Source organism: Schaalia georgiae DSM 6843 (assembly GCF_000429245.1).
Taxonomy (GTDB): domain Bacteria; phylum Actinomycetota; class Actinomycetes; order Actinomycetales; family Actinomycetaceae; genus Pauljensenia; species Pauljensenia georgiae.
Map to the genome: position 1 here is coordinate 240,262 of NZ_AUBM01000006.1, position 20,797 is coordinate 261,058.

Genomic DNA, 20,797 nt, shown 5'->3' on the forward strand with positions numbered 1-20,797 from the left:
AACAGTGTTTGATGGAACGGCTGGCAGTCGACGCGCACCCTGGACGCCGAGCGGCCTCAGCGGGCTCCCCACGCCGACACGGCGGCGGCCACCGACTGCGGGTCCGCGGTGGTCTCGTCCGCCTCGCGGCCCGAGCCCTGCGACGCCCACGAGGCACGGGTCCCTTCACCAACCCCCGAATCGAGCGGCGCGGCGGCCCCCGCCTCGGCGAGCGCGCGCTGGGCGGCCCCGCCCTGTAGCCACGCGATCAGGGACGCGGCGCCGTCGGAGACGGCTCCCGCCGAGGGCACCCCCGCCGCGTAGAGGGTCCGGGCGATGCACGTCGGGGCGACCGGGGCCCCGTAACTCTCCGCGCCAGTGTTCGTCAGGGCGGCCGACGCCAGGGAGGCGGGGGCGACGACCAACGGATACAGGCCCGCCGAAGGAGTCGAAGCGGGGGCCCCGACCAGGGAGGACCAGTAGGAGGCGGTGACGCGGTCGGCGGCGCTCCACTGCGCCAGGGCCTCCCCCGTGGTGGCCCCCACCCGTGGCGACAGGGAGGTGGCGAACGCCCCTAGCCCCTGGCCGACCTGCGAGGAGACGGCCTGCACGAAGGCGCGGCCAACGCTGGTCGACGCGGGGTCGGGGACGGCCAGGAGTCCCGCGTAGGAGGCGCTGGCGAGCTCCTGGATCGACGACGGCACGGCCAGCATGTTCGCGCTCATCCACGCCCGGTCCGCCACGACGCACACGTCGTCGCGCCCGTAGGCCACAGCGCCCTCGGCGCCCGCCACCTCGGTCCCGGCCTCGGTCCGCGCCTGTGGGACCGCCACGTGCCCGGCCAACGAGGCTCCTGCGGCCGCGAGCGCGTCCGCGCCGTCCAGCCCCAGCACGACATCGGTGCCCTGGGCCGGCACGTCGCCGACCGCGTCGTAAGCCGCGGTGCTCACGGTGAAGCCCGTGTCCTTGGTGAAGGCCGACACCACCTGCTCGGGCAGTTGCGCGCCGCCCACCAGCGCCACGCCGACGGCGCCGGACCCCCTGTGGGGCGCGGAGGCCGACCCTGTCCCCTGGCCCCCTGACTGCACGGATCCCCCCTGCGGCACAATGGGGTCCACGAAGGGGTCGGCGGGTGCGTTCGCGGGGACGGCCGGGGTGCAAGCCGCCAGTACGAGGGCTGACACCGCCAGCAGTACGACCCGGGTGGCGCGCGCGTTGGACATGTTCCCCCTCGGATGAGTGCCGTGCATGTGACCTCAGCATAGGCCGCCCAGGGGCCCCCGCGTCGAATCCACGTCGTTCGGGCGCGCGGGACGCCCCAGTGGGGCATCATTGGAGCACAGTCCCCTACCGATGAGGAGCAGTCATGGAAGGCTTGGGTTGGAAGCTCACGAACGCGGCGGTGCTGGCAGGAGCCGCGTTCGTGGCGAGCACCGCTTTCGAGTTCGGGTGGAAGGCCGCCACCGGCAGGCCCGTTCCCGCCGAGGACGACGAGGGGACCGCACTGGCGACGCTGGTGGCCTTCGCCGCGGCCTCCGCCGCTATCGCCGCCGTCGCCCAGCGCTACGCCTACAAGGGCGCGCGCAAGTGGATCGCCCCCCGCCTGAAGGGGTCGTCCGTCACCGCCTGATCGCCGCGCGGGGACCAGGGGGCGTCCCGCAGCAGTCCGCCCGGCTGGCCGATCCGCTGACCGGCGCGGGGGCCGAGGCGGTCGCCCTCACACAGCGACCGCGGTTCGAGCGCTGACTGGCGCGCGGGCGGGCCGAGGCCGGGCCGACGGGATCGCGGGCGGGAGCGCCTACTTGACCGTCGCGCGGGCCGAGGGGAGGTCGATGACGGGCAAGTACGCGGACAGATCCGCGCGCTCCCCCGACGCCTGCACGCGGCCGCTCCCCACGGCCTCGTCCCACCGCAGGCGCCCGGTGGCCAGGGCCAGCCACGTGTGCGCGTCCGTCTCGATGACGGCGGGAGGGGTGCCCCGGCGGTGGGTGGTCCCCGCCAGGATCTGGACGGCCCCGGCCGGTGGAACCCGAACCTCGACCGCGCGCCCCGGGTGCAGCGCTCCCACCTCCTCCAACGTGAAACGCACCGCAGTGGCCACCTGGCGCCGGGGCGCTGCCTCCCCCTCGGCCGCCCACTCCCCGAGCGCTGCCATGCCATCCCGCTGGTCGATGCGTCTTCTCGCCATGCCGCCAGTGTAGGCCCGGGGACCAGTCAGGGATGGCACTGATGCCGCGGCGCCCCGGCCTGGGGCACAATGGACTCGCTCTATCCGCCGACGAGAGGCTCCACGTGCGCGTCAATTCGAACCTCATCACGCTCCGCTCGATCCTGGACCTCGACATCGCCCGGCGCTTCGAGTGGGACGCGGCGCTGGTCGTCGAGCTGTCCGGCGTGGACAGGCCCGGCGACCTCTCCCCGCGCGTCGCCGAGGACCCCGGGGTCCTCTACGACATCGCCTCCCAGGGGATCACCCCCGGATCGGCGATCGAGCGCGCGCTCTCCCACGAGCTCCACGACGCCATCCAGCGCCGATGCCGCCTGTGGATGGCGGGGATCCCCACCGGGCACCTCGATCGGCTGCGCTCCGAATTGGGCGAGGGCATCGTCCACGTCGCGGGTGCCCCCGACGAGGGCCTCACCCCGGTCGCCCTGGCGCCCCTGGAGCTCCTCAAAGCGTGGTCCCAGGGCTCCGACCGGCAACGGGCCTTCGTCCGCAAGTCCATGGCCGGCCTGGACACCCTCACCACCTCCTCCACGGCGACGTGGGCGGCGCGGCAGGTGGGAGCGCCCATCATCGAGCGCTCCGTTTTCCTCAGGCTGTGCCGCAACCCGAAGTTCATCGCCTACGTGGTCGTCTTCGCCTACTCGCTCATCCGTGCCGTGCCCGTCATGTACGTGCCGCATTTCAAGGGGAACTGGCGGGTCCTGTGGGCCATTGACATCATCACCGCGATCCCCTACACGTGGGGCATCATCGAGATGGTCGCCGGCCAGAAGCTATGGCACCGCGTGATCGGAGCGATCACCACTGCGGTCACGTTCTTCGCGCCCTACGTGTACTTCCTCATGTACGGGCGCCACGCCCCCCTGAGCGTGTGGCTGGTCGTCGCCGCGATCTTCTTCTCCGCGATCTTCCTGGAGGTCTACCGGGCGATGCGCGACAGCGCGGTGAGGCGGGGCCTCGCCCGCCGGTGCCTCGAACCCGACGACGAGTTGGCGCCCACCGGCCCGTAAGGCGGGACGCTCCCCTTATGCTTGTGCCATGACATCCCCGGGGCCGCAGGGCTCCTCCGCGCGCGGCCGTCTCAGTGGCGTTCCTCCCCGCCCCCTCGCAGGTGCCAGCGCGACGCCTCCTGGCTCGCGTCGATGAACTCCCGGAACAGTCCGCTGCCCCGGGCCAGTTGGTCGGGGGCGCCCGTCTGTTCGACGCGCGCCCCGCCGCCCGCCCCGTCCGGGGACAGCACGATGACGCGGTCGGCGCGCATCACCGTGGAGACGCGGTGGGCGACGACCAGGACGGTCCGCCCTCGCGACAACTCGGAGACCACGTGGGTGATCGCTGACTCGTTCTCACCGTCCAGGGCGGAGGTGATCTCGTCGAGCAGCAGGATCGGCGCGTCCTTGATGAAGGCGCGGGCGATGGCGACCCTCTGGCGCTCGCCCCCGGACAGGGACAGCCCACCCGGCCCCACGCGGGTGTCCCACCCGTCGGGCAGGGCTTCGATCACCGTGTCGAGGCGGGCGCGCCGGGCGGCCCGGGCCAGCTCGCCGTCGGTGGCGTCCGGGCGCGCGATGCGCAGGTTCTCGCGGATCGTCGTGTCGAAGAGGTAGACGTCCTGGAAGACCATCGATGTCATGCCCATGAGCTCCGTGCTCGTCATGTCGCGCACGTCCACGCCGCCCACGTGCACCGCCCCGGCGTCCGCGTCCCAGAAACGCGCCGCCAGGCGCAGCACCGTCGACTTGCCTGCTCCCGAAGGGCCGACGATCGCGGTCACGGTCCCCGGCTCCGCCTCGAAGGACACGTCCCGCAGCACGGGGCTTCCCTGCTCGTAGGCGAAGGAGACGTGGTCGAAGGCGACGGAGGCGCCCGAGGGGGTGCGCGCCTGGGACGGGTCGACCTCGGGCAGCGGGCTCGATTCGAGGATGTCGAGCACGCGGTCGAAGGCGACGCCCGCGTTGTTGGCCTCGGCGGCGATGAGTGCGGCCTCGCCGATGGGTCCGCTGATGCGCGCGCACACGGCCATGAGGGCCAGGTAGGCGACCGGGTTGAGCTCCCCGCCCATGACGAGGGCCATGCCCGCAGCCACCAGGGCCGCGTAGGTGAGCGTGATGATCAGGGAGAAGCCCTGCAAGGGGCGCGACTTGATGGTCAGGGAGGACAGCACAGTGTCCGATTCGGCGTCCAGGGCGTCGTCGAGGACCGTCCATCCGCGCTTGGTCGCGCCGGTCGCGCGGAGCACAGTCTGCAGGCGGGCGAACTCGATGAGGCGTCCAGCTGCCGCGGTGGCGACCCTGGACTCGGTGGTATTGGCGCGCTCAGTCGCCGAGCCGGTGAGGCGCAGCACCCACCACAGGGGCGGGACCGCTGCGGCCATGATGACGGCGAGCCGCCAGTCGTACAGCGCCGTCGCCGCCATCATGACTGCGGGGACCACGAAGGCGTTCGTCAGGCGCGGGATCACGATTGACACGATGTGCGAGATCGTGTTCACCTCGCGGGAGGTCACCGAGGCGACCTGGGCCTCGCGCTTCGCGTCGAACCACCCCAGCGGCAGGGCCAGCACCCGGGAGGCGACGCGGTCGATCATGGAGTCGCACACGTCGTAGACGCTCACCCGGAAGGAGACGAACATGGCGACGGTATCGACCACCAGGGCGCACAGGCCGACCCCCACCACCAGGGCCGTCCACATCCCCAGCTCCGGCGCGGCGTCGAGGAAGGCCCGCAGGAAGGGGATCAGGAGCGACAGGGTGATGCCCTGGAGGACGGCCGAGGCGACGAACCAGTTGCGGATCATGCGCATCTGGCGGGCGTTGACGACGCGGATGAGTTTGCCCCACATGGTCATTTCTCCCCTCTTTGCGTTCCCGTGCGTCCGGCACCGCCGCCAGGGCCGCCCGGGCAGTCGGAGCCGTCCGGACCATCCGGGTCGGGGTTCTGCGTCCGCCACAGCTTGGCGTAGGCGCCGCCCAGGGCGATGAGGCGGTCGTGGGTGCCGCGCTCGACGACGCGCCCCTGGTCCACGACCAGGATCTGGTCGGCGTCGCGGATGGTGGAGAGGCGGTGGGCGATGACGAGGACGCTGCGCCCCTCGGACAAGCTGCTGAGCGCTCGGTGGATGTCGCGCTCGGAGCGGGGGTCGGCGGATGCGGTGGCCTCGTCGAGCACCAGGATCGGCGCGTCCATCAAGTAGGCGCGCGCCAGGGTGATGCGCTGGCGCTCCCCGCCCGACAGGAAGCCCCCTTCTTCTCCGATGACTGTGCCGTAGCCCTCGGGCAGCGCCATAATGCGGTCGTGGACGCAGGCGGCCCTCGCGGCGGCCTCGATCTGCTCCTGGGTCGCGCCGGGGCGGCCCAGCGCTATGTTCGCGCCGACCGTGTCGTGGCACAGCGCGACGTCCTGGAAGACGATCGCCAACTGCGACAGCAGCCACGCGTGCGTGGCCTCGCGCACGTCGATTCCGCCGACGCGCACCGTTCCCGAGTCGGCGTCCCAGAAGCGCCCGACCAGGCGGGCGATGGTGGTCTTCCCACCGCCGGAGGGCCCCACGATCGCCGTGACCGTGCCGGGCTCCACCGAGAACGACACATCCCGCAGGACCGGCGCGTCCTGGGAGTAGCCGAAGGAGACGCCGTCGAAGGAGACCGCGCCCGGCTGGGGCGCCGCGCCCTCGTAGTGGCCCTCGGGCATGAGGGGGCTCGCCAGCAGCTGCGCCGTGGCCCGCGCCCCTTGGCGGGCCTCGTAGGCGTGCTGGCTCATCTGAATCAGCGTGAGCAGGCCGGAGGGCAGGGTGAGCGCCACGAAGAAGAAGGGCAGCGCCTGGGTCGGCGTCGTCCAGCCCTGCCAGACGAAGAGCGCCGCCAGAGGGGCGACGGTGGCGAACACGGAGGACGGCCGGATGATCGCGCTGATGAGCGCCACTGCGGCCCCCGAGCGCTTCGTCCACGTGTAGGACAGGGCGGAGAACGCTTCCCTGGCGGTGGTGAAGCGCGTTCGGGTGGCGTCGGCGGCCTGGAAGTTCTTGATCTCCGCGATGCCCTCGACCATCTCCACGGTGGCGGCCGCCAAGGCGGTCTGCTGCTCGGAGAACTCCGAGACGATCGCCCCGTAGCCGCGCATCGAGACGAGGGCGATCGCTCCGATCAGCACCACCCACACCCCCATCAGGGCGAGCGCCAGGCGCCAGTCGACGCAGAGCAGGTACGCGAATCCGGCCGCCGCGCCGACGAGGGAGTGCGTGGTGTCCCCCGGCAGGTGGGCGACCAGCGTGTGGATGGCGGAGGTGTCGTCGGCGACCATCTTGCGGATCGCACCCGCTGAGAGCACTGACACATCCCCCAAGGGCATGTTCCCGATGGTCGCCACGACGCGCTCGCGCAACCGGTGGCGCAGCCGCGCCTCGGCGATGTGCGTGACCCCCAGGCCCAACGAGTAGCACGTCTGCCCGGCGAAGAGCGCGGCCACGGCCACGCCCGCCAGGAGCCACATCTGTCCGGGCGGCGCGCCCTCCTCGCCGAGCCACAGCTCCGCCAGGCGGGCCATCGCGGCGTAGGGGACGATCCCCAGGACCGCCGCGAGCGCGGTGAGCGCCGCCGCCCCCGCCATCGCGGGCACCGCGGGGCGGACCAGCTCCTTCATGCCAGGGTTGTTGTTCTCCGACGCGTTCATCGGTACCTCCAGTAGAGAACCACGGCGGCGGCCAGGAGCGCCAGGGCGACGACCGCCCAGTCGCGCGTCCGCCAGCGCTCATCGACCATTTCCGTGCGCCGGGCGTGCGCGCCGAAGGCGCGGGCGTCCATCGACAGGGCGACCCGCTCGGCGTGCGACACCGATATGACCATCAGCGGCACCACGGACGCGACCCACCGGACGGCGGGCGCCAGAGGCCCCCATCCCGAGCCGACTCCCCGCAGCGCCCTCGCTGTGCGCAGCAGCGCGAAGTCCCGACTGAAGCGTCTGAGGAAGGACACGGCCGCCGTGCCCGCTGCGGCGAGCCGGTAGGGCAGGCGCAGGGTCGTCGTCAGCGCGCGTATCTGCGCCTCCGCCGGGGCCGCCGCTCCTCCCAGGAGCACCAGCGCCAGTACCGCGCCGACCGTGGTGGCGCCCGAGGCCGGGGACGCGACGTAGTACAGCTCGATGTTCCTCAGGGGCGAGGTGACGAAGTAGCGCAGCGTGAACAGGAGCAGCGCCGCGGTGAGCCACGGCGCCAGGGCAGTTGCCACGAGGCGCCGGGCGGGCGGGCGCGCCGCGACGACGCCCAGTGTGGCCGCCGCCATGACTACGAGGTTCACCCGGGTGGTGCCGCCGAGCGCCACGGCCACCATGAGGGGCAGCGCGGCCAGTCCCATGGTCAGGGGGTTCAACGGGGCGAAGGCGCCTCCCTGGGGCCTGCCGCACTGGTCGGGCGCTGTGGCGCACGGGGCGGGGCTCGTCGACCCGCTGGGGGATGCGGCGCCCGGGGCGGGGTCCTCCGGGGAAACCGGGTCCGAGGGGTCCGCGCCGGCTCCCCGCTCCGGGTCCGGCAGGGCGATGATGGCGGTGCAGTGGCGGCGCGCCAGTTCGAGGTCGTGGGTGGCCATGAGCACGCAACTGCCCCGCTCGCGCAGGACATCGATGAAGGACATGAGCTCCTGGGTGTTCGCCCAGTCCTGCCCGTACGTCGGCTCGTCGAGGATGACCAGGCCGTGGGGCGCCCCGGCCATGGTCGCCACCGAGAGGCGCCTCGCCTGGCCGCCTGAGAGGGTGAGGGGGTGGGCATTGCGGTGCCCGGCGAGGTGGAACTGCTCGAGCAGCTCGTCGACGCGCGCGGGCGGCGCGCCCCCGACTGCCAGTTCTTTGGAGACTGTGGACGAGACGAACTGGTGCTCGGGGTTCTGGAAGACGTACCCGGCGATGTGGCGGCCACGCCGCAGTGGGCGGCCCCCGATGAGGGCCTCGTCCGCCTCGAAGGCTCCGAGGCCGGCCAGGGCGGACAGCAGCGACGACTTGCCCGCCCCGTTGACGCCGACGACCCCGACGAGCTCGCCCGCACCCACGCGCGCGCTGATCCGGGGACAGCGCCCGGGTACCCGCATCCCGGTCAACGCCAGAACCGGATCCTGGGCGTCGAGGGCGCCGACGCGCTCCCATTGGCCGTCGGTCTTGCGCCAGTAGGCCACGCCCCCCGGCGACACCATGTCGCCCAACATGGGGACGCGGATACCCGCTTCGGCAGTGGTGAGGGCGGCACCGGCCGAGTGCTCCCCACGAGTGCTGCGGCGCGGGCTCCCCCCACAACACGGGGCGGCCACCCGGTCCTCGTCCCCTGCGCGCCCCCCTTCCGCAGTCGGAACGGCGTCCGCGCGCAGTGCGCGGGGCATCCACACGCCCACCGCCTCGAGCGCCGCCCGGTGGCGGACGAACACCTCGCGGGGGGTGCCCAGAGCGATGCCCCTCCCCTTCGCGTCCAGTGCGAGGACCTGGTCCACCCAGGGCAGAATCGGGTCCAGGTCGTGGTCGATGACGATGACTGCGGTCCCCTGGCGGGCCAGGCCGGCCACGAGGTCGTAGAACCGTTGCGACCCTTCGGCGTCGATGGTGGACGTCGGCTCGTCCAAGACCAGCAGGGGGGTCCGCATCGCCAGGGCGACCGCGATGGCGAGGCGCTGGCGTTGGCCCCCGGACAGGGTCCACGGGTCCCTGCCGCCCAGTCCTGCCATGCCCACCGCGGCGAGGGCGCCGTCAGCGCGCTCTGTGATCTCGTCGCGGCCGAGGCACAGGTTCTGCAGGGGGAACTCGACTTCGGAGCGCACGCTCCTGGTCACCACGGCCGCGTCCGGGTTCTGCCCCACGTAGGCGACCGCCCCGGCCAGCATGTCGGCGGGCGCGTCGGCCACCTCCTGCCCATCCAGCGTGACACTGCCCGAGTACTCGGAGGGGATGGAGTGGGGCACCAGCCCGCAGCAGGCGCGCACCAGCGTCGATTTCCCGCATCCCGACGGCCCGATGACCGCTGTCACCCGGCCCGCCAGTTGCTCGAATGACACATCATCGAGCACCCACGTGTCCGCACCGACGTAGTGGACGGACAGGGACTCGCAGGCGACGAGGGTGTCAGCGGGCATCGCGGTCGATCCCGACGCCCGCCATGTTGAGCAGTCGAGTCGCCCCCAGCACGAGCAGGCCGCCGACCACGCCCGAGGCGACGCCGATGGCGACCAGCAGCGCGTTCATGTCGGAGCCGATGAGGGCCCCCATCGAGGCCACGTAGAGAAGGCTGTTGAGCAGGCCGAAGCAGGTGGCGCACACCATGAACATCCGCCAGTCCCAGAACCGGTAGAAGGTGAGCAGCAGCGGCAGCTCCACGAAGGCGGCGCCCAGGAGGCACCCGACGATCGCGGCGGGGCCCACCGGTGTCGCGACCATTCCAATGAGGCCGTAGAGCAGCCCGGCGACGATGGCGGCCCCGGGCCTGCGCACGATGGTCACGGGCAGCAGGAAGTCGACCGTCCACAACCCGATGAGACCGACACCCAGGTAGACGCCCCGCTGCGTTCCCGCCGTCAGGACGGACACGTAGTTGATGGGGATGAAGATGATGCAGTTGCACACGACCAGCGCTGCGATGGTCATGAGGTTGCGGGTGCCGAGCACCGAGTCCACGAGGCCTTTGCGGGCGGAGGTGCGCACTACCCTGCTGGTCGGCTCGGGCTCGGCGTCGGCGCGTGCCTCGTTCGGAGTTTCAGACATTGTCATTCCCATCACTTCAGGGCCGCATAACTTCACATAGGCCCACCTCATACAACTATAGGAGATCTAGCTCTCATTATCTAGCCCCTTTTCAACTGCGACAGCACCGCGGGTCCCACCCGAGCCAAAAGCCCCCCATGCCCACGCAAAACTTTGGCATACTTTGATGGCGGCCCCGCCGCCCCACCCACTCGAGCCGCATGGCACTAGGAGCACCCGTGTCCGAGCATACGCAACAACCCCCGTCAACGACCGCCCCCGGCCTCGGACGCACAGTCGCCGCGTGGGCCGTCCACGCACTGACTATATCCGGGCTCGTCTGGGCGGCCCTCGCCCTCCAGGCGCTGCTCAACGACGACATCCCCCTCATGTGGCTCTGGTTCGCCATCGCCCTCGTCGTCGATGGCGTCGACGGGACTCTTGCGCGCAAGGTCGGCGTGCGCGAAGTGATCCCGTGGTTCGACGGGGCGGTCGTGGACAACCTGGTCGACTACCTCACATGGACGTTCCTGCCCGCGCTCTTCATGAGCATGGTGCTCCCCTTCGGGCCCGCCCCCGTGCCGCTGCTGATGATGATCCTCATGATCGTCTCCTCCGTGTTCTGCTACGCCAACGACGGCGAGAAGTCGAACGACAACTACTTCGTCGGCTTCCCCGCCGCATGGAACTGCGTCGCCATCATCATGTACGTCCTGCAAACGCCCGCGTGGGCCAACATCGCCACCACCATCGCCCTCGCCGCCCTCACCCTGGTGCCCATCCACTACACGCACCCGGCCCGGGTCAAGCGCTTCCGCGCCATCAATATCGTCTCAGTGGTCCTGTGGATCTTCGCCTGCGGCGCCCTGGTGGTCCTCTACCCCGCCCAGCCCCTATGGCTCCTGATCGTCTTCTGGGTGGGCGGCGGCTGGTTCATGATCTCCGGATTCATCCGCACCGCCACCGGCGAGGACAAGTAGGCCCCGACTGCCCACCGCGCCCCAGGACCAGCCGTTCAGAACCGGTCCCGCAGCACCGCCTCGGAGCGCTCCCGCAGCTCGGCGAGGTCGACGACCCAACCGCCACCACTCCCCTCTGCCGCCAGCAGGTCAACGCCGGCCACTGCCAGCAGGTCGCCGCCGGTCGTGCCGATGCGGACCGCTTCGACGCCCTCGGCCTCAGCGGCCGCGAACACGGCTGGCAGCGCCGCCTCGGGGACCGCCACGAAAGCGCGCGCCTGGGACTCGGAGAGCAGCATCTCCAAGTCCCCCACCCCATCGCGCCGGGCGGCGGAGGCCAGATCGAAGGACCCGCCGACGCCGAAGCGCAGTGCGGAATCGACCAATGCCTGCGCGAGGCCGCCGTTGGACAGGTCGTGGGCGGCGCGGACCAGCGGCCGCCCGCCGGGGCCGTCGGCGGCGCTCAGCGCGCGCAGCACATTCCCCAGCGCGACCTCGGCGGACAGGGACACCTCCGGGGGCACCCCACCCAGGTGCGAGCGGGCAATGCGCGCCCACGCCGAACCGTCGAACTCCTCGCGGGTGGTGCCCAGCAGGACCACTGCCAGCCCCTCCTCGGTGAAACCGGAGGGGTTCACGCGCGCCACGTCCTGCACGATCCCGAGCATTCCGACGACGGGGGTCGGGTTGATCGACGAGGTCGGCAGGTTCTTGCGCGCCCCCGACGAGTTGTACAGCGACACGTTCCCACCTGTCACGGGGATCCCCAGTTCGACGCAGCCGTCGGCCAGCGCGGTCATGGCCGTCACCAGTTGCCACATGGCGTCCGTGTCCTCGGGGCTGCCGAAGTTCAGGCAGTCGGTGATGGCGACGGGTTCGGCGCCCACCACGCAGACATTGCGGTAGGACTCGGCGAGCGCCTGTTTGGCCCCCGCCGCGGGGTCCAGTTTCGTGTACCAGCCGTTCGCGTCCGTGGACAGGGCGACCCCCAGGCCCGTGGCCTCGTCGACGCGGATGACGCCCGCGTCGTCGGGTTGGGCGAGGGCCGTGTTGCCCTGCACGTAGCGGTCGTACTGGTCGGTGACCCACGCTTTGGAGGCCTGGTTGGCGTCGAAGAGCACCGCTTCGAGGTCCTCGACCAGCTCCGCTCGGGTGGCGGGCCTGCGCAGCGGCTCCGAGGTGGCGGCCTGCAGGTCGTCCTGCCACGCGGGGCGCGCGTAGGGGCGGTCGTACACGGGCCCCTCGTGGGCGACGGTCTTGGGGTCGACGTCGACGATCCGGTGCCCGTGGTGGTCGATGGTGAGGCGCCCGTCTCCGGTGAGGCGGCCGATGACGGACGCCTCCACGTCCCACTTGTCGATGATCGCGAAGAAGCGCTCCCGGTCGGCAGGGGCCACGATGGCCATCATGCGCTCCTGGGACTCGCTCATGAGGATCTCGCCCGCGGTCAAGGTCGGGTCGCGCAGCAGCACGTTCTCCAGGTCGACGTGCATGCCGGAGTCCCCGTTGGAGGCCAGCTCCGAGGTGGCGCACGAGATCCCGGCGGCGCCGAGGTCCTGGATGCCCCGGACGACCCCGGCCCCGAAGAGCTCCAGGCAGCACTCGATGAGGACCTTCTCCATGAAGGGGTCGCCCACCTGGACGCTGGGCCGCTTGGCGGGCATGCCGTCCTCGAAGGTCTCCGAGGCCAGGATGGACGCGCCGCCGATGCCGTCGCCGCCTGTGCGGGCACCGAAGAGGACGACGAGGTTCCCCTCGCCGGTCGCGTTGGCCAGGTGGATGTCCTCGTGGCGCAGCGTCCCCACGCACAGGGCGTTGACCAGGGGGTTCCCCTGGTAGGAGGGGTCGAACTCGGTCTCGCCGCCGATATTGGGCAGGCCCAGGCAGTTGCCGTAGCCGCCGACTCCTGCGACCACGCCGTGGACGACGCGCGCGGTGTCGGGGTGGTCGACCGCGCCGAAGCGCAACTGGTCCATGACGGCGACGGGACGCGCGCCCATGGAGATGATGTCGCGGACGATGCCGCCCACCCCGGTGGCCGCGCCCTGGTAGGGCTCCACGAAGGACGGGTGGTTGTGGGACTCGACTTTGAAGGTGACGGCCCAGCCGCCCCCGATGTCGACGACCCCGGCGTTCTGGCCCATCCCGACCAGGAGGCGGCGCCGCATGGCGTCCGTGGTCCGGGCGCCGAACTGCTCGGACAGGTGCTTCTTGGAGGACTTGTAGCTGCAGTGCTCGGACCACATGACCGAGTACATGGCGAGCTCGGCGTTCGTGGGGCGGCGGCCGAGGATGGCGCGGATGCGCTGGTACTCGTCCTCTTTGAGCCCCAGTTCCCTCCAGGGCATCTCCTTGTCGGGGGTGGCGGCGGCGTCCTCGACCGTGTCGGGCAGTTCGCGGGGGTTGGTGGGGGTGGCCTGGGCGGTCATGCTTCGCTCCGTTCGTACATTGTTTCACGAGGCAGGGGCCGGTCCGTTCCTTCTGCGGACCCGGGCCCCTCAGCCTGCCAGCTGGGCGAGGACGGACTGGAAGATCCGAAGGCCGTCGGTGCCGCCGTGGTGGGCGGCGACGGCGCCGTCGTGGGCGAGGGGGCCGAAGCCCGCCTCGGTGGCGTGCTCTGGGTGTGGCATGAGGCCGACCACGTTCCCCGCGTCGTTGGTGATTCCCGCGATGCCGTTCGCGCTGCCATTCGGGTTGGGGCCCGCGTAGCGGAAGACGACGCGGCCCTCGCCCTCGAGGCGGGCGAGCTCGTCGGGGGACGCCTGGAAATTGCCCTCCCCGTTCTTCAGGGGGATGGTGATGGGGTCGCCCGCCCTGAACCCCCGGGTCCACGCGGTACCGGGGTTCTCGACGCGCAACACCTGGTCGCGGCACACGAACTTCTGGTGGTCGTTGCGGATGAGGGCCCCGGGCAGCAGCTGCGACTCGCACAGGATCTGGAAGCCGTTGCAGATGCCCAGGACGGGCAGGCCGCGCCCGCCCCCGCGCACGATCTCTGCCATGACTGGGGCGGTGGCGGCGATGGCCCCGCAGCGCAGGTAGTCCCCGTAGGAGAATCCGCCGGGGACGACGACGGCGTCGACGCCGCGCAGGTCGGCGTCCTTGTGCCACAGCGCCACAGGCTCGGCCCCCGCCAGGCGCACCGCCCTCGCGGCGTCGCGGTCGTCGAGGGTGCCGGGGAAGGACACTACTCCGATGCGCGTCACCGGGCGCCTCCCGTGTACCGGGCGTCGGCCTCGTCGATGGCCTCGACGCGCACGACGTCCTCGATGATGGGATTGGAGAGGACCTCTTCGGCGGCTTTGCGGGCGTGGGCGAGGAGTTCGTCGGTGACGGGCCCCTCCACACTCAGGTGGAAGCACTTGCCCTGGCGCACGGCCTGGAAGCCCGTGATCCCGAGCCTGGGCAGCGCCGAACCGACGGCCTTGCCCTGCGGGTCCAGGATCTCAGGCTTCGGCATCACTTCCACGATGATTCGCCCCACGGCGTTCCTCCTTGTGTTGTCGGTGAGGATCCCGCCGCGCACCTCGCCCGGCGGGCAAGTCTGCTACAGGACGGGGTCGGCGCCCGTCAGGCGGCGGTAGGCCCCGGCGTACCGGGCGGCGGTCGCGGCCACCACGGGGTCGGGCAGCGCGGGAGGGTTCTCCCCCGAGGCGGGGTCCCACCCGGATTCGGCCGAGGTGAGCCAGTCGCGCACGTACTGCTTGTCGTAACTGGGGGTCGGGCGGCCGGGGCGCCACTGGTCCGCCGGCCAGAAGCGCGACGAGTCGGGGGTGAGGATCTCGTCGGCCAGGACGATCCGCCCCGTGTCCGGATCCAGGCCGAACTCGAACTTCGTGTCGGCGATGATCACTCCGCGCTCGGCGGCGACCCCCCGGGCCCGCTCGTACAGGGCCAGGGAGGCGTCCCTGAGGCGGCCGACCAGTTCCCGTCCCACCATGGCGGCCGCGCGCTCGAAGGTGATGTTCTCGTCGTGCTCGCCCGCCTCGGCCTTGGCGGCGGGGGTGAAGACCGGGGTGTCGAGGCGGGATCCCTCGGTGAGCCCGTCCGGCAGTACGATGCCGCAGACGGTGCCGGTGCGGCGGTACTCCGCCAGGCCGGAGCCGGTGAGGTAGCCGCGCACCACGCATTCGATGGGGACCATGTCGAGGCGGCGGCACACGACGGCGCGCGCGTCCACGGCGGCGGGCACGGCGCGCAGCGGCGGGTGGGGCGCCCCGGCGAGGGCGCCGGCCGCGTTCGCGGGGGCGGCGCGCCCCACGGCGAGGAGGTGGTTGTCGACGATGCCGCGCAATTCCCCCATCCACCAGATCGCCATCTGGTTGAGGATCTTGCCCTTGCCCGGGATGGGGGTGGGCAGCACGTGGTCGTAGGCGCTGATCCGGTCGCTGGTGACCATGAGCAGGGCGCTGGCGGCCGAGGGGTCTTCCCCGTCGGGGGCGTAGATGTCCCGGACCTTGCCGGAGGCCAGGTGCGTCCACCCGGTGAGTTCGACGTGCTCGTCCATTGTTCCTCCTGGTCCCCGCGCCTCAGCCGTCCAGTCCGGCGGGCCACGTCGCGATGTCGGTGCGGTGGTGCTCGCCCTGGAACCGGATGAGGCCGACCGCCTCGTAGGCGCGCTGGCGGGCGCGCTCCACTGTGTCGGCGCGCGCGACGACGTCGAGGACGCGCCCCCCGGAGTTGACCAGGGCGAGGGTGGGTTCGAATCCGCAGCAGCCGGCCGCCACATCGGCGGGGTCGTCCGTGATCTCCTCGGAGGTGCCCGCGTGGATGACGTGGACGCCGTCGAGTCGTTCGGCGGCGTCGATGCCCGTGATGGTGTGGCCGGTGTCCGTGGGCCCGGGGTAGCCGCCGGAGGCCATGACGACGGTGACGGCCGCGTCGGGGGACCACGCGGGCGGCGCGGCGCAGGCCAGGGAGCCGGTCGCCGCGGCGTGGAGCAGCGGCGCCAGCGGGGAATCGAGGCGCTCGAGGACGACCTGGGTCTCAGGGTCCCCGAAGCGGACGTTGAACTCGACGACGCGGATGCCCCTCGAGGTCATCGCGAGCCCGCAGTAGAGCAGGCCGACGAAGGGGGTGCCCCGGCGGGCCATCTCGTCGATAACGGGCTGGGCGATGTCGCGGACGATCTCTTCCACGGCGCCGGAGGGCAGCCACGGAAGGGGGCTGTATGCGCCCATGCCGCCGGTGTTCGGGCCCGTGCCCCCGTCGCCGGCGCGTTTGAAGTCCTGCGCGGGCACCAGGGGGAGGGCTATGGCCCCGTCACTGAGGCAGAAGAGGGAGACCTCGGGCCCGTCGAGGTACTCCTCGATGACGACGGCACCCCCCTGACGGGCCAGACAGGCCGCGGCGTGCGCGAGCGCCTCGGCCCGCGACCCGGTGACGACGACGCCCTTGCCTGCCGCCAGGGCGTCGTCCTTGACCACGTAGGGGCTCCCCATGGCGTCCAGGGCGGCCCCGGCCTCGTCGATGGTGCGGCAGGTGCGCGATGCCGCGGTGGCGACGCCGGCGTCCCCCATGACCTGTTTGGCGAAGGACTTGGAGGCCTCGAGGCGCGCGGCTGCGCGGGTCGGGCCGAAGACGGGGATCCCCCGTTCCAGGACGGCGTCTGCGACCCCGGCGACCAGTGGGGCCTCCGGCCCGACGACGACCAGATCCACCTGCTCGCCCAGCGCGCGGCGCAGCACGTCGTCGGGGTCCAGGGGATCCAGGGTGCGCGAGTCGCCCAGTTGCTCGAGGCCGGGGTTGCCGGCTTGGACGACGAGTTCAACAGGGTGGTCGGTGGTGGACGTGCGCACGAGCGCGCGGGCGATCGCATGCTCGCGCCCGCCGTTGCCGACGAGGAGGACCTTCACGGTCCCATTCTAGCGACCGGGGCGGCCGGGGCGACGACGCCGCCCCGTTCCTGGTCGCACGTCACAGCCCCAGTCGCGAACGCGGGCTCACCACGCCCCGTTCGGGTTGCCGGACCGCTTGGAGTCGGAGCGGTCCTGCCGGTCCTTCTCGTTGCCGCGGTTCTTATTCTGCAGGTCCTGGCGCTTCTGGCGGTCCGAGGAACTCTCGTTGTCGTACCCCTCGTTCTTGTTCTTGTTCTTGCCCTGGCCGCCCTTGTCCTGCTGGTCCTGGCCGCCCTTGTCCTGCTGGTCCTGGCCCTGGCCGCCCTTGTCCTGCTGGTCCTGACCCTGACCGCCTTTGTCCTGCTGGTCCTGGCCCTGACCGCCTTTGTCCTGCTGGTCCTGGCCCTGGCCGCCCTGGTCCTGCTTGTCCTTGGCCTGCTGCTCCTTGTCGCCGAGGCGGTCCGTGGAGTCGTCCGCCTGCTCGCCGGGGTCCTGCTGGCCGCCGCCACCGCCCTGCCCGCCGCTCTGCTGGTCGGACTGGCCGCCACCGCCCTGCCCGCCGCTCTGCTGGTCGGACTGGTCCCCGCCGCCGGACTGGTTCTGGCTGGAGGAGGGGGACTGGCACGGGGAAACGATGTCCTTGGCCTCGGAGTACGCGGTGGCGGCCCCGGACCAGTCGTCCGACGCGGCCTTCGCGTCGCCCTGGATCTCGATGCCCAGGGCCAGGTTGATGCGCACCTGGCACTCGTAGGAGTAGGTCTCGATGCGGCCGGGCTCGATCTCCGTGGCTGTGGGAACCTGTTCCTTCGCCGTGCGCAGCAGGTCGATGCCGCCCTCGGTGTCGCCCTCGCGAAGCATCGTCGTCCCGAGGTTGTAGTTGGCCACCCAGGACTCGACACCGCTCTTCGTGAGGGTCTTCTGCCCCTCGTAGCCGGCCTGGGCGCTCGTGTAGTCCGAGTCGGTCCAATGCCCCAGCGAGGCGCGGGACCACAGGGTGAGGCCGATGAGGTACGTGGACGCGGCGAGGCCGATCAGCACGAAGGGAAGGGACCACAGCAGCGGGCGCAACGCCTTGCGGGACCTGCGGGGCTTGGCGGCAGGGCCGCGCGCGGCTTTCGCCTTGGACGAGGAGTCGCCCTTGTCCGCCTCGGGCGCGCCGAAGGGAACGAGCACGTCATCGGGGTCGGCGGAGGGGGGGCCGGCGGGCGGGAACTGGCCGTTAGATGGCATGGGACCTCCTCAAAGAGCGTGCGCGTATTGCCAGTGCGGCGCCCTCCCAAGCCATGAGGGCACCCAGGACGAGGGCGAGCGGCCACACGATGTACCGGTATGTGGAGAGCAGGTTCCGGGTTTCGGCCACGTCGGAGGCTCCGTCCATGAGCGAGGAGCACTTGCCCTCGATGTCCGCGGTGCTCGGCGAGTGGATGTAGTCGACCCCGAGGCGCGAGGCGATCGCCTGGAGCTTGTCCTCGTCGATCTTCGAGATCGCCACGGGGTTCCCGGCCTGCGTGCGGTCGTGGATGTATTCGTCCTCCCCGGAGCCGCCTCCCGAGCCCGATTGGGCGTTTGAAGTGGGGTCGGCGCCGATGCGCCTGACCTTCATGGGCCCGCCCTCCTTGGAGCCGTAGCCTATGACGAGGCCGCCGTCGATGTAGGGCTTGACCTGGTCCCAGTCGCTCTCCTGACCGGGGGAGGTGGCCGACCAGTGGTCTTGGTTGGAGGTCTCCCCGTCGGTGAAGACGAAGAGGGTGCGGAGGTTCTGCGGGTGCTTCTCCTTGTTCTTCTCCAGCATCTTCGCCAGGTGGGCGGCGGGCCGGTCCGGGGAGGAGCCCTGCGAGGACTCGGAGAGCTCCTGGACGAAGGTCGCCATGTACGAGGTCACCGCCGTGGAGTCGGTCGTCAGCGGCAGTTCGGTGCGCACGCCGGAGTCCCAGCTGATGATGGAGAAGCGCGAGCCCGCCATCTTCTCGAGGATGGTGGCGACGTCCTGGCGGACCCCGTCGATCCGGGGCTTCTTGCCGTCCCAGTCCTCGGCCGCCATGGAGCCGGTGCGGTCGATGACCATGTAGACCTCGACGGAGGAACTGACCTGGGTCGCTTCGCCTTCCACGGAGGGGCCCGCGCAGATGAGCGCCACGACGACCACGGCCAGCGCGCGGCGCACGGCATCGTTCAAGTGCGGGCGCGCCGAGCGCTTCCACATGAGGAACACCATGGCGGCGCCAATGATCAGGATCGCGATGATGACCGCGATGTGGGCGATTGGCCGGAATACCATGTCACACCCTCCCCAGGGCGATCATGCCGAAGAGTGCGAACATGCCCAGGACCGTCCACGCGAGCGCCGAGGCGGGCTTGTCCGTCTCCAGGACGTCCCCCGATCCCTCGAGGTCGACCTTCTGCTGCTGCTCGATCGCCGCGATGACGCCCTGCACGCTGGCGGGGTTGGAGGCGTCGTAGAACTCGCCCCCCGTCTCCTTGACGAGCCTCTCGAGCTCTTGTCCCTCACTGGACATGAACGGGGACCCGTCGGAGGGGTACAGCGCGGTGACGACGACGTTCTGCCGCTTCGCGAAATCGATCGCGTCCTTCAAGGAGTAGATCTGGTCCCCGAGGACCTCGTTGTCGGTGGCCAGCAGGATCATCCGCGAGCGCTCTTGGTCGTAGTGGTCGAAGCCGAGCACGCAGGAGGCCAGTCCGTCACCGGCCAGGGAGGAGCTGCCCCCCTGGGAGTCGAAGGTGTCCTCCAGGTACTCCAGCAGCTCGTTGGAGACGTACACTCCCGAGCTGCTCTTGCCCTGGAAGCCGTTCTCCATGATCTCGCTCATCTCCTTGAGCACGTCGTCGGCCAGCGCGTAGTCGTCGGTGAGGGGGAACTTCGTGACGGAGCGGGCGTCCCAGAGCTGCAAGGAGATGCGCTCCCCGGAGAAGTGCTCGACGATCTGGCGGAACGCCTCGCCGATCTTGCCGTCGTAGGGGATCATCGATCCGGATGCGTCCAGGCACAGGACGATGTCGCGGGTGGAGAGCTTGTCGTGCTTGACCTGGCGGTCCACCGGGGCACCGGCGCTGACGGCGACGGCGACGACCGTGAGGAAGAAGCAGAGCACGGCGGAGGCGAAGACGAGGCGGGTCCGCCTCACGAGCGCCTGGTACTTCGGGAGGGACCTCAGGTAGCCGGTGTTGGCCACCCATCCTTTCTTGCCAGCGCGCTTGCCGGCGTCGCGCGCCAGCCACCAGCCGATGACGGTGGCGGCCAGGACGACGCCGATGACGACGAAGACGAGCCATGTGAACCTCATGCGCCCACCGCCTGCGAGGCGAGGGCCAGGATTCCGTCCACCGAGGGGCGGCGGGGCGAGGGCGGGGGCGCCACGTCCCAACCGGCGGCCAGGAAGGGGTTGTCGGAGCGCGCGCCGCGGTCCTGGGCGGCGTCCTCCTCGTCGCCAACGAAGCTGGGCTCCTCGCACGCCTCGAGGACTTCCGCCAGCTGGGGCCATGTGGGCACCAGGGCGCGGATCTCGGCGACTGTGGCGACCTCGAGGTCGCGTCCGGAGCGCTCGGTGCCGAGGGCGCGCATGAGGCCTGCGATGGCCAGGTGCGTGCCGCGCTCGTCGAGTTCACCACTGGCGTTGCGCTGGGCGATCTGGTCGATGAACTCGTAGTAGCGCGAACGCCGGGCGTCGGAAATGCTCTGCAGGTCGGTGACGGTGCGCTCGCGCGAGTGCCACCAGCTCCACAGGCTGTAGGCCACCCAGCCGACCACGAGGAGCAGGATCGCAGCGCCCGCGACCCACATCCAGTGCGGGTAGATCACGGGGTCGCGGAGGTAATCGGTGGCGTCACCGGACATAGCCGCCCCTTTCACCCGCGCGGGCGGGCGGGGCGGTGCGGACGGGAGCGGTGCGGGGCGCGTCCGTCGCTCGTAGTGCCATTCCGATTCTCTTCCCTGTTCCATTGGGGCGCCGGTGGCCGACCACCCGGTCACGTGCTGGTACCGACGCCGCGTTCACCTGATTGTGCCACGCCCGGGGCGATAGTGCTATCGCCGGGAGGCGGCCCCCTCGCGGGGCGGACTCCCCCAGAGA

Annotated in this window: 18 protein-coding genes; 3 read left to right on the top strand and 15 right to left on the bottom strand. The window is 71.2% G+C overall.

The genetic code is table 11. The features are described from left to right. Window positions 1-56: 56 nt before the first annotated feature. Complete coding sequence (locus G447_RS10785) at window positions 57-1,202, bottom strand: type 2 periplasmic-binding domain-containing protein (RefSeq protein ID WP_243442273.1); 1,146 nt, start codon at window positions 1,200-1,202, stop codon at window positions 57-59. Window positions 1,203-1,345: 143 nt separating this feature from the next. Between G447_RS10785 and G447_RS0101075 the strand changes: the two genes are divergently transcribed. After that, window positions 1,346-1,609 carry a DUF4235 domain-containing protein gene (locus G447_RS0101075; RefSeq protein ID WP_026429718.1) on the top strand — a complete coding sequence of 88 codons (264 nt, stop codon included), beginning with the start codon at window positions 1,346-1,348 and terminating at the stop codon, window positions 1,607-1,609. A gap of 168 nt (window positions 1,610-1,777) precedes the next feature. Here G447_RS0101075 and G447_RS0101080 read toward each other — a convergent pair whose 3' ends face one another. Continuing rightward, the gene (locus tag G447_RS0101080) at window positions 1,778-2,167 is read right to left on the bottom strand and encodes a sterol carrier family protein (RefSeq protein ID WP_026429719.1); all 390 of its coding nucleotides are present in this window, start codon (window positions 2,165-2,167) and stop codon (window positions 1,778-1,780) included. A gap of 41 nt (window positions 2,168-2,208) precedes the next feature. On the opposite strand from G447_RS0101080, the gene G447_RS0101085 reads away from it, so the two are divergent. Then, entirely contained in the window at window positions 2,209-3,216 is a 1,008-nt protein-coding gene (locus tag G447_RS0101085) for a hypothetical protein (RefSeq protein ID WP_005870648.1), read from the top strand. A 71-nt stretch (window positions 3,217-3,287) separates the two neighbouring features. Here the strand turns inward: G447_RS0101085 and G447_RS0101090 are convergent, their stop codons facing one another. Genes G447_RS0101090 through G447_RS0101105 form a run of 4 tightly spaced genes read right to left on the bottom strand, consistent with a single transcriptional unit; the run spans window position 3,288 to window position 9,934 of the window. Continuing rightward, a complete protein-coding gene (locus tag G447_RS0101090; RefSeq protein WP_207382526.1) occupies window positions 3,288-5,054 on the bottom strand; it encodes an ABC transporter ATP-binding protein in 1,767 nt (588 codons plus the stop codon). Beyond that, a complete protein-coding gene (locus tag G447_RS0101095; RefSeq protein WP_026429721.1) occupies window positions 5,051-6,874 on the bottom strand; it encodes an ABC transporter ATP-binding protein in 1,824 nt (607 codons plus the stop codon). Before G447_RS0101095 ends, G447_RS0101090 begins: the two co-directional genes overlap by 4 nt. Then, complete coding sequence (locus tag G447_RS0101100) at window positions 6,871-9,309, bottom strand: ATP-binding cassette domain-containing protein (RefSeq protein ID WP_026429722.1); 2,439 nt, start codon at window positions 9,307-9,309, stop codon at window positions 6,871-6,873. The genes G447_RS0101095 and G447_RS0101100 overlap by 4 nt, the downstream gene beginning before the upstream one ends. Beyond that, window positions 9,299-9,934 carry an ECF transporter S component gene (locus tag G447_RS0101105; RefSeq protein WP_026429723.1) on the bottom strand — a complete coding sequence of 212 codons (636 nt, stop codon included), beginning with the start codon at window positions 9,932-9,934 and terminating at the stop codon, window positions 9,299-9,301. Before G447_RS0101105 ends, G447_RS0101100 begins: the two co-directional genes overlap by 11 nt. A gap of 200 nt (window positions 9,935-10,134) precedes the next feature. On the opposite strand from G447_RS0101105, the gene G447_RS0101110 reads away from it, so the two are divergent. Then, window positions 10,135-10,893 (top strand): CDP-alcohol phosphatidyltransferase family protein, encoded by a 759-nt coding sequence (locus tag G447_RS0101110; protein ID WP_207382527.1) that lies wholly within the window; start codon window positions 10,135-10,137, stop codon window positions 10,891-10,893. 35 nt (window positions 10,894-10,928) lie between these two features. Here G447_RS0101110 and purL read toward each other — a convergent pair whose 3' ends face one another. The 9 genes from purL to G447_RS0101155 form a co-directional block, all read right to left on the bottom strand. Next, a complete protein-coding gene (gene purL, locus G447_RS10790) occupies window positions 10,929-13,301 on the bottom strand; it encodes a phosphoribosylformylglycinamidine synthase subunit PurL (RefSeq protein WP_034475898.1) in 2,373 nt (790 codons plus the stop codon). A gap of 69 nt (window positions 13,302-13,370) precedes the next feature. Then, window positions 13,371-14,078 (bottom strand): phosphoribosylformylglycinamidine synthase subunit PurQ, encoded by a 708-nt coding sequence (purQ, locus tag G447_RS0101120; protein WP_026429725.1) that lies wholly within the window; start codon window positions 14,076-14,078, stop codon window positions 13,371-13,373. Further along, window positions 14,075-14,356 (bottom strand): phosphoribosylformylglycinamidine synthase subunit PurS, encoded by a 282-nt coding sequence (locus G447_RS0101125; protein ID WP_005870641.1) that lies wholly within the window; start codon window positions 14,354-14,356, stop codon window positions 14,075-14,077. The genes purQ and G447_RS0101125 overlap by 4 nt, the downstream gene beginning before the upstream one ends. 63 nt (window positions 14,357-14,419) lie before the next feature. Further along, a complete protein-coding gene (locus G447_RS0101130) occupies window positions 14,420-15,379 on the bottom strand; it encodes a phosphoribosylaminoimidazolesuccinocarboxamide synthase (RefSeq protein WP_026429726.1) in 960 nt (319 codons plus the stop codon). 22 nt (window positions 15,380-15,401) lie between these two features. After that, window positions 15,402-16,727 carry a phosphoribosylamine--glycine ligase gene (purD, locus tag G447_RS0101135; protein ID WP_026429727.1) on the bottom strand — a complete coding sequence of 442 codons (1,326 nt, stop codon included), beginning with the start codon at window positions 16,725-16,727 and terminating at the stop codon, window positions 15,402-15,404. 87 nt (window positions 16,728-16,814) lie between these two features. Then, a complete protein-coding gene (locus G447_RS0101140) occupies window positions 16,815-17,939 on the bottom strand; it encodes a hypothetical protein (RefSeq protein ID WP_051226168.1) in 1,125 nt (374 codons plus the stop codon). Next, complete coding sequence (locus tag G447_RS0101145; RefSeq protein WP_026429729.1) at window positions 17,929-18,987, bottom strand: vWA domain-containing protein; 1,059 nt, start codon at window positions 18,985-18,987, stop codon at window positions 17,929-17,931. Before G447_RS0101145 ends, G447_RS0101140 begins: the two co-directional genes overlap by 11 nt. A 1-nt stretch (window position 18,988) precedes the next feature. After that, entirely contained in the window at window positions 18,989-20,011 is a 1,023-nt protein-coding gene (locus G447_RS0101150) for a vWA domain-containing protein (protein ID WP_005871870.1), read from the bottom strand. Further along, a complete protein-coding gene (locus G447_RS0101155) occupies window positions 20,008-20,562 on the bottom strand; it encodes a hypothetical protein (protein ID WP_026429730.1) in 555 nt (184 codons plus the stop codon). Before G447_RS0101155 ends, G447_RS0101150 begins: the two co-directional genes overlap by 4 nt. Window positions 20,563-20,797: the final 235 nt, after the last annotated feature.

What these genes read in the sequence shown, in the direction of transcription:
- G447_RS0101105 (WP_026429723.1), bottom strand. Translation starts at nt 9,934, where the DNA reads ATGTCTGAAACTCCGAACGAGGCACGCGCCGACGCCGAGCCCGAGCCG.
- purL (WP_034475898.1), bottom strand. Translation starts at nt 13,301, where the DNA reads ATGACCGCCCAGGCCACCCCCACCAACCCCCGCGAACTGCCCGACACG.
- G447_RS0101095 (WP_026429721.1), bottom strand. Translation starts at nt 6,874, where the DNA reads ATGAACGCGTCGGAGAACAACAACCCTGGCATGAAGGAGCTGGTCCGC.
- G447_RS10785 (WP_243442273.1), bottom strand. Translation starts at nt 1,202, where the DNA reads ATGTCCAACGCGCGCGCCACCCGGGTCGTACTGCTGGCGGTGTCAGCC.
- G447_RS0101090 (WP_207382526.1), bottom strand. Translation starts at nt 5,054, where the DNA reads ATGACCATGTGGGGCAAACTCATCCGCGTCGTCAACGCCCGCCAGATG.
- G447_RS0101130 (WP_026429726.1), bottom strand. Translation starts at nt 15,379, where the DNA reads ATGGACGAGCACGTCGAACTCACCGGGTGGACGCACCTGGCCTCCGGC.
- G447_RS0101155 (WP_026429730.1), bottom strand. Translation starts at nt 20,562, where the DNA reads ATGTCCGGTGACGCCACCGATTACCTCCGCGACCCCGTGATCTACCCG.
- G447_RS0101150 (WP_005871870.1), bottom strand. Translation starts at nt 20,011, where the DNA reads ATGAGGTTCACATGGCTCGTCTTCGTCGTCATCGGCGTCGTCCTGGCC.
- G447_RS0101110 (WP_207382527.1), top strand. Translation starts at nt 10,135, where the DNA reads ATGGCACTAGGAGCACCCGTGTCCGAGCATACGCAACAACCCCCGTCA.
- G447_RS0101140 (WP_051226168.1), bottom strand. Translation starts at nt 17,939, where the DNA reads ATGCCATCTAACGGCCAGTTCCCGCCCGCCGGCCCCCCCTCCGCCGAC.
- G447_RS0101080 (WP_026429719.1), bottom strand. Translation starts at nt 2,167, where the DNA reads ATGGCGAGAAGACGCATCGACCAGCGGGATGGCATGGCAGCGCTCGGG.
- G447_RS0101100 (WP_026429722.1), bottom strand. Translation starts at nt 9,309, where the DNA reads ATGCCCGCTGACACCCTCGTCGCCTGCGAGTCCCTGTCCGTCCACTAC.
- G447_RS0101145 (WP_026429729.1), bottom strand. Translation starts at nt 18,987, where the DNA reads ATGGTATTCCGGCCAATCGCCCACATCGCGGTCATCATCGCGATCCTG.
- G447_RS0101085 (WP_005870648.1), top strand. Translation starts at nt 2,209, where the DNA reads ATGCCGCGGCGCCCCGGCCTGGGGCACAATGGACTCGCTCTATCCGCC.
- G447_RS0101075 (WP_026429718.1), top strand. Translation starts at nt 1,346, where the DNA reads ATGGAAGGCTTGGGTTGGAAGCTCACGAACGCGGCGGTGCTGGCAGGA.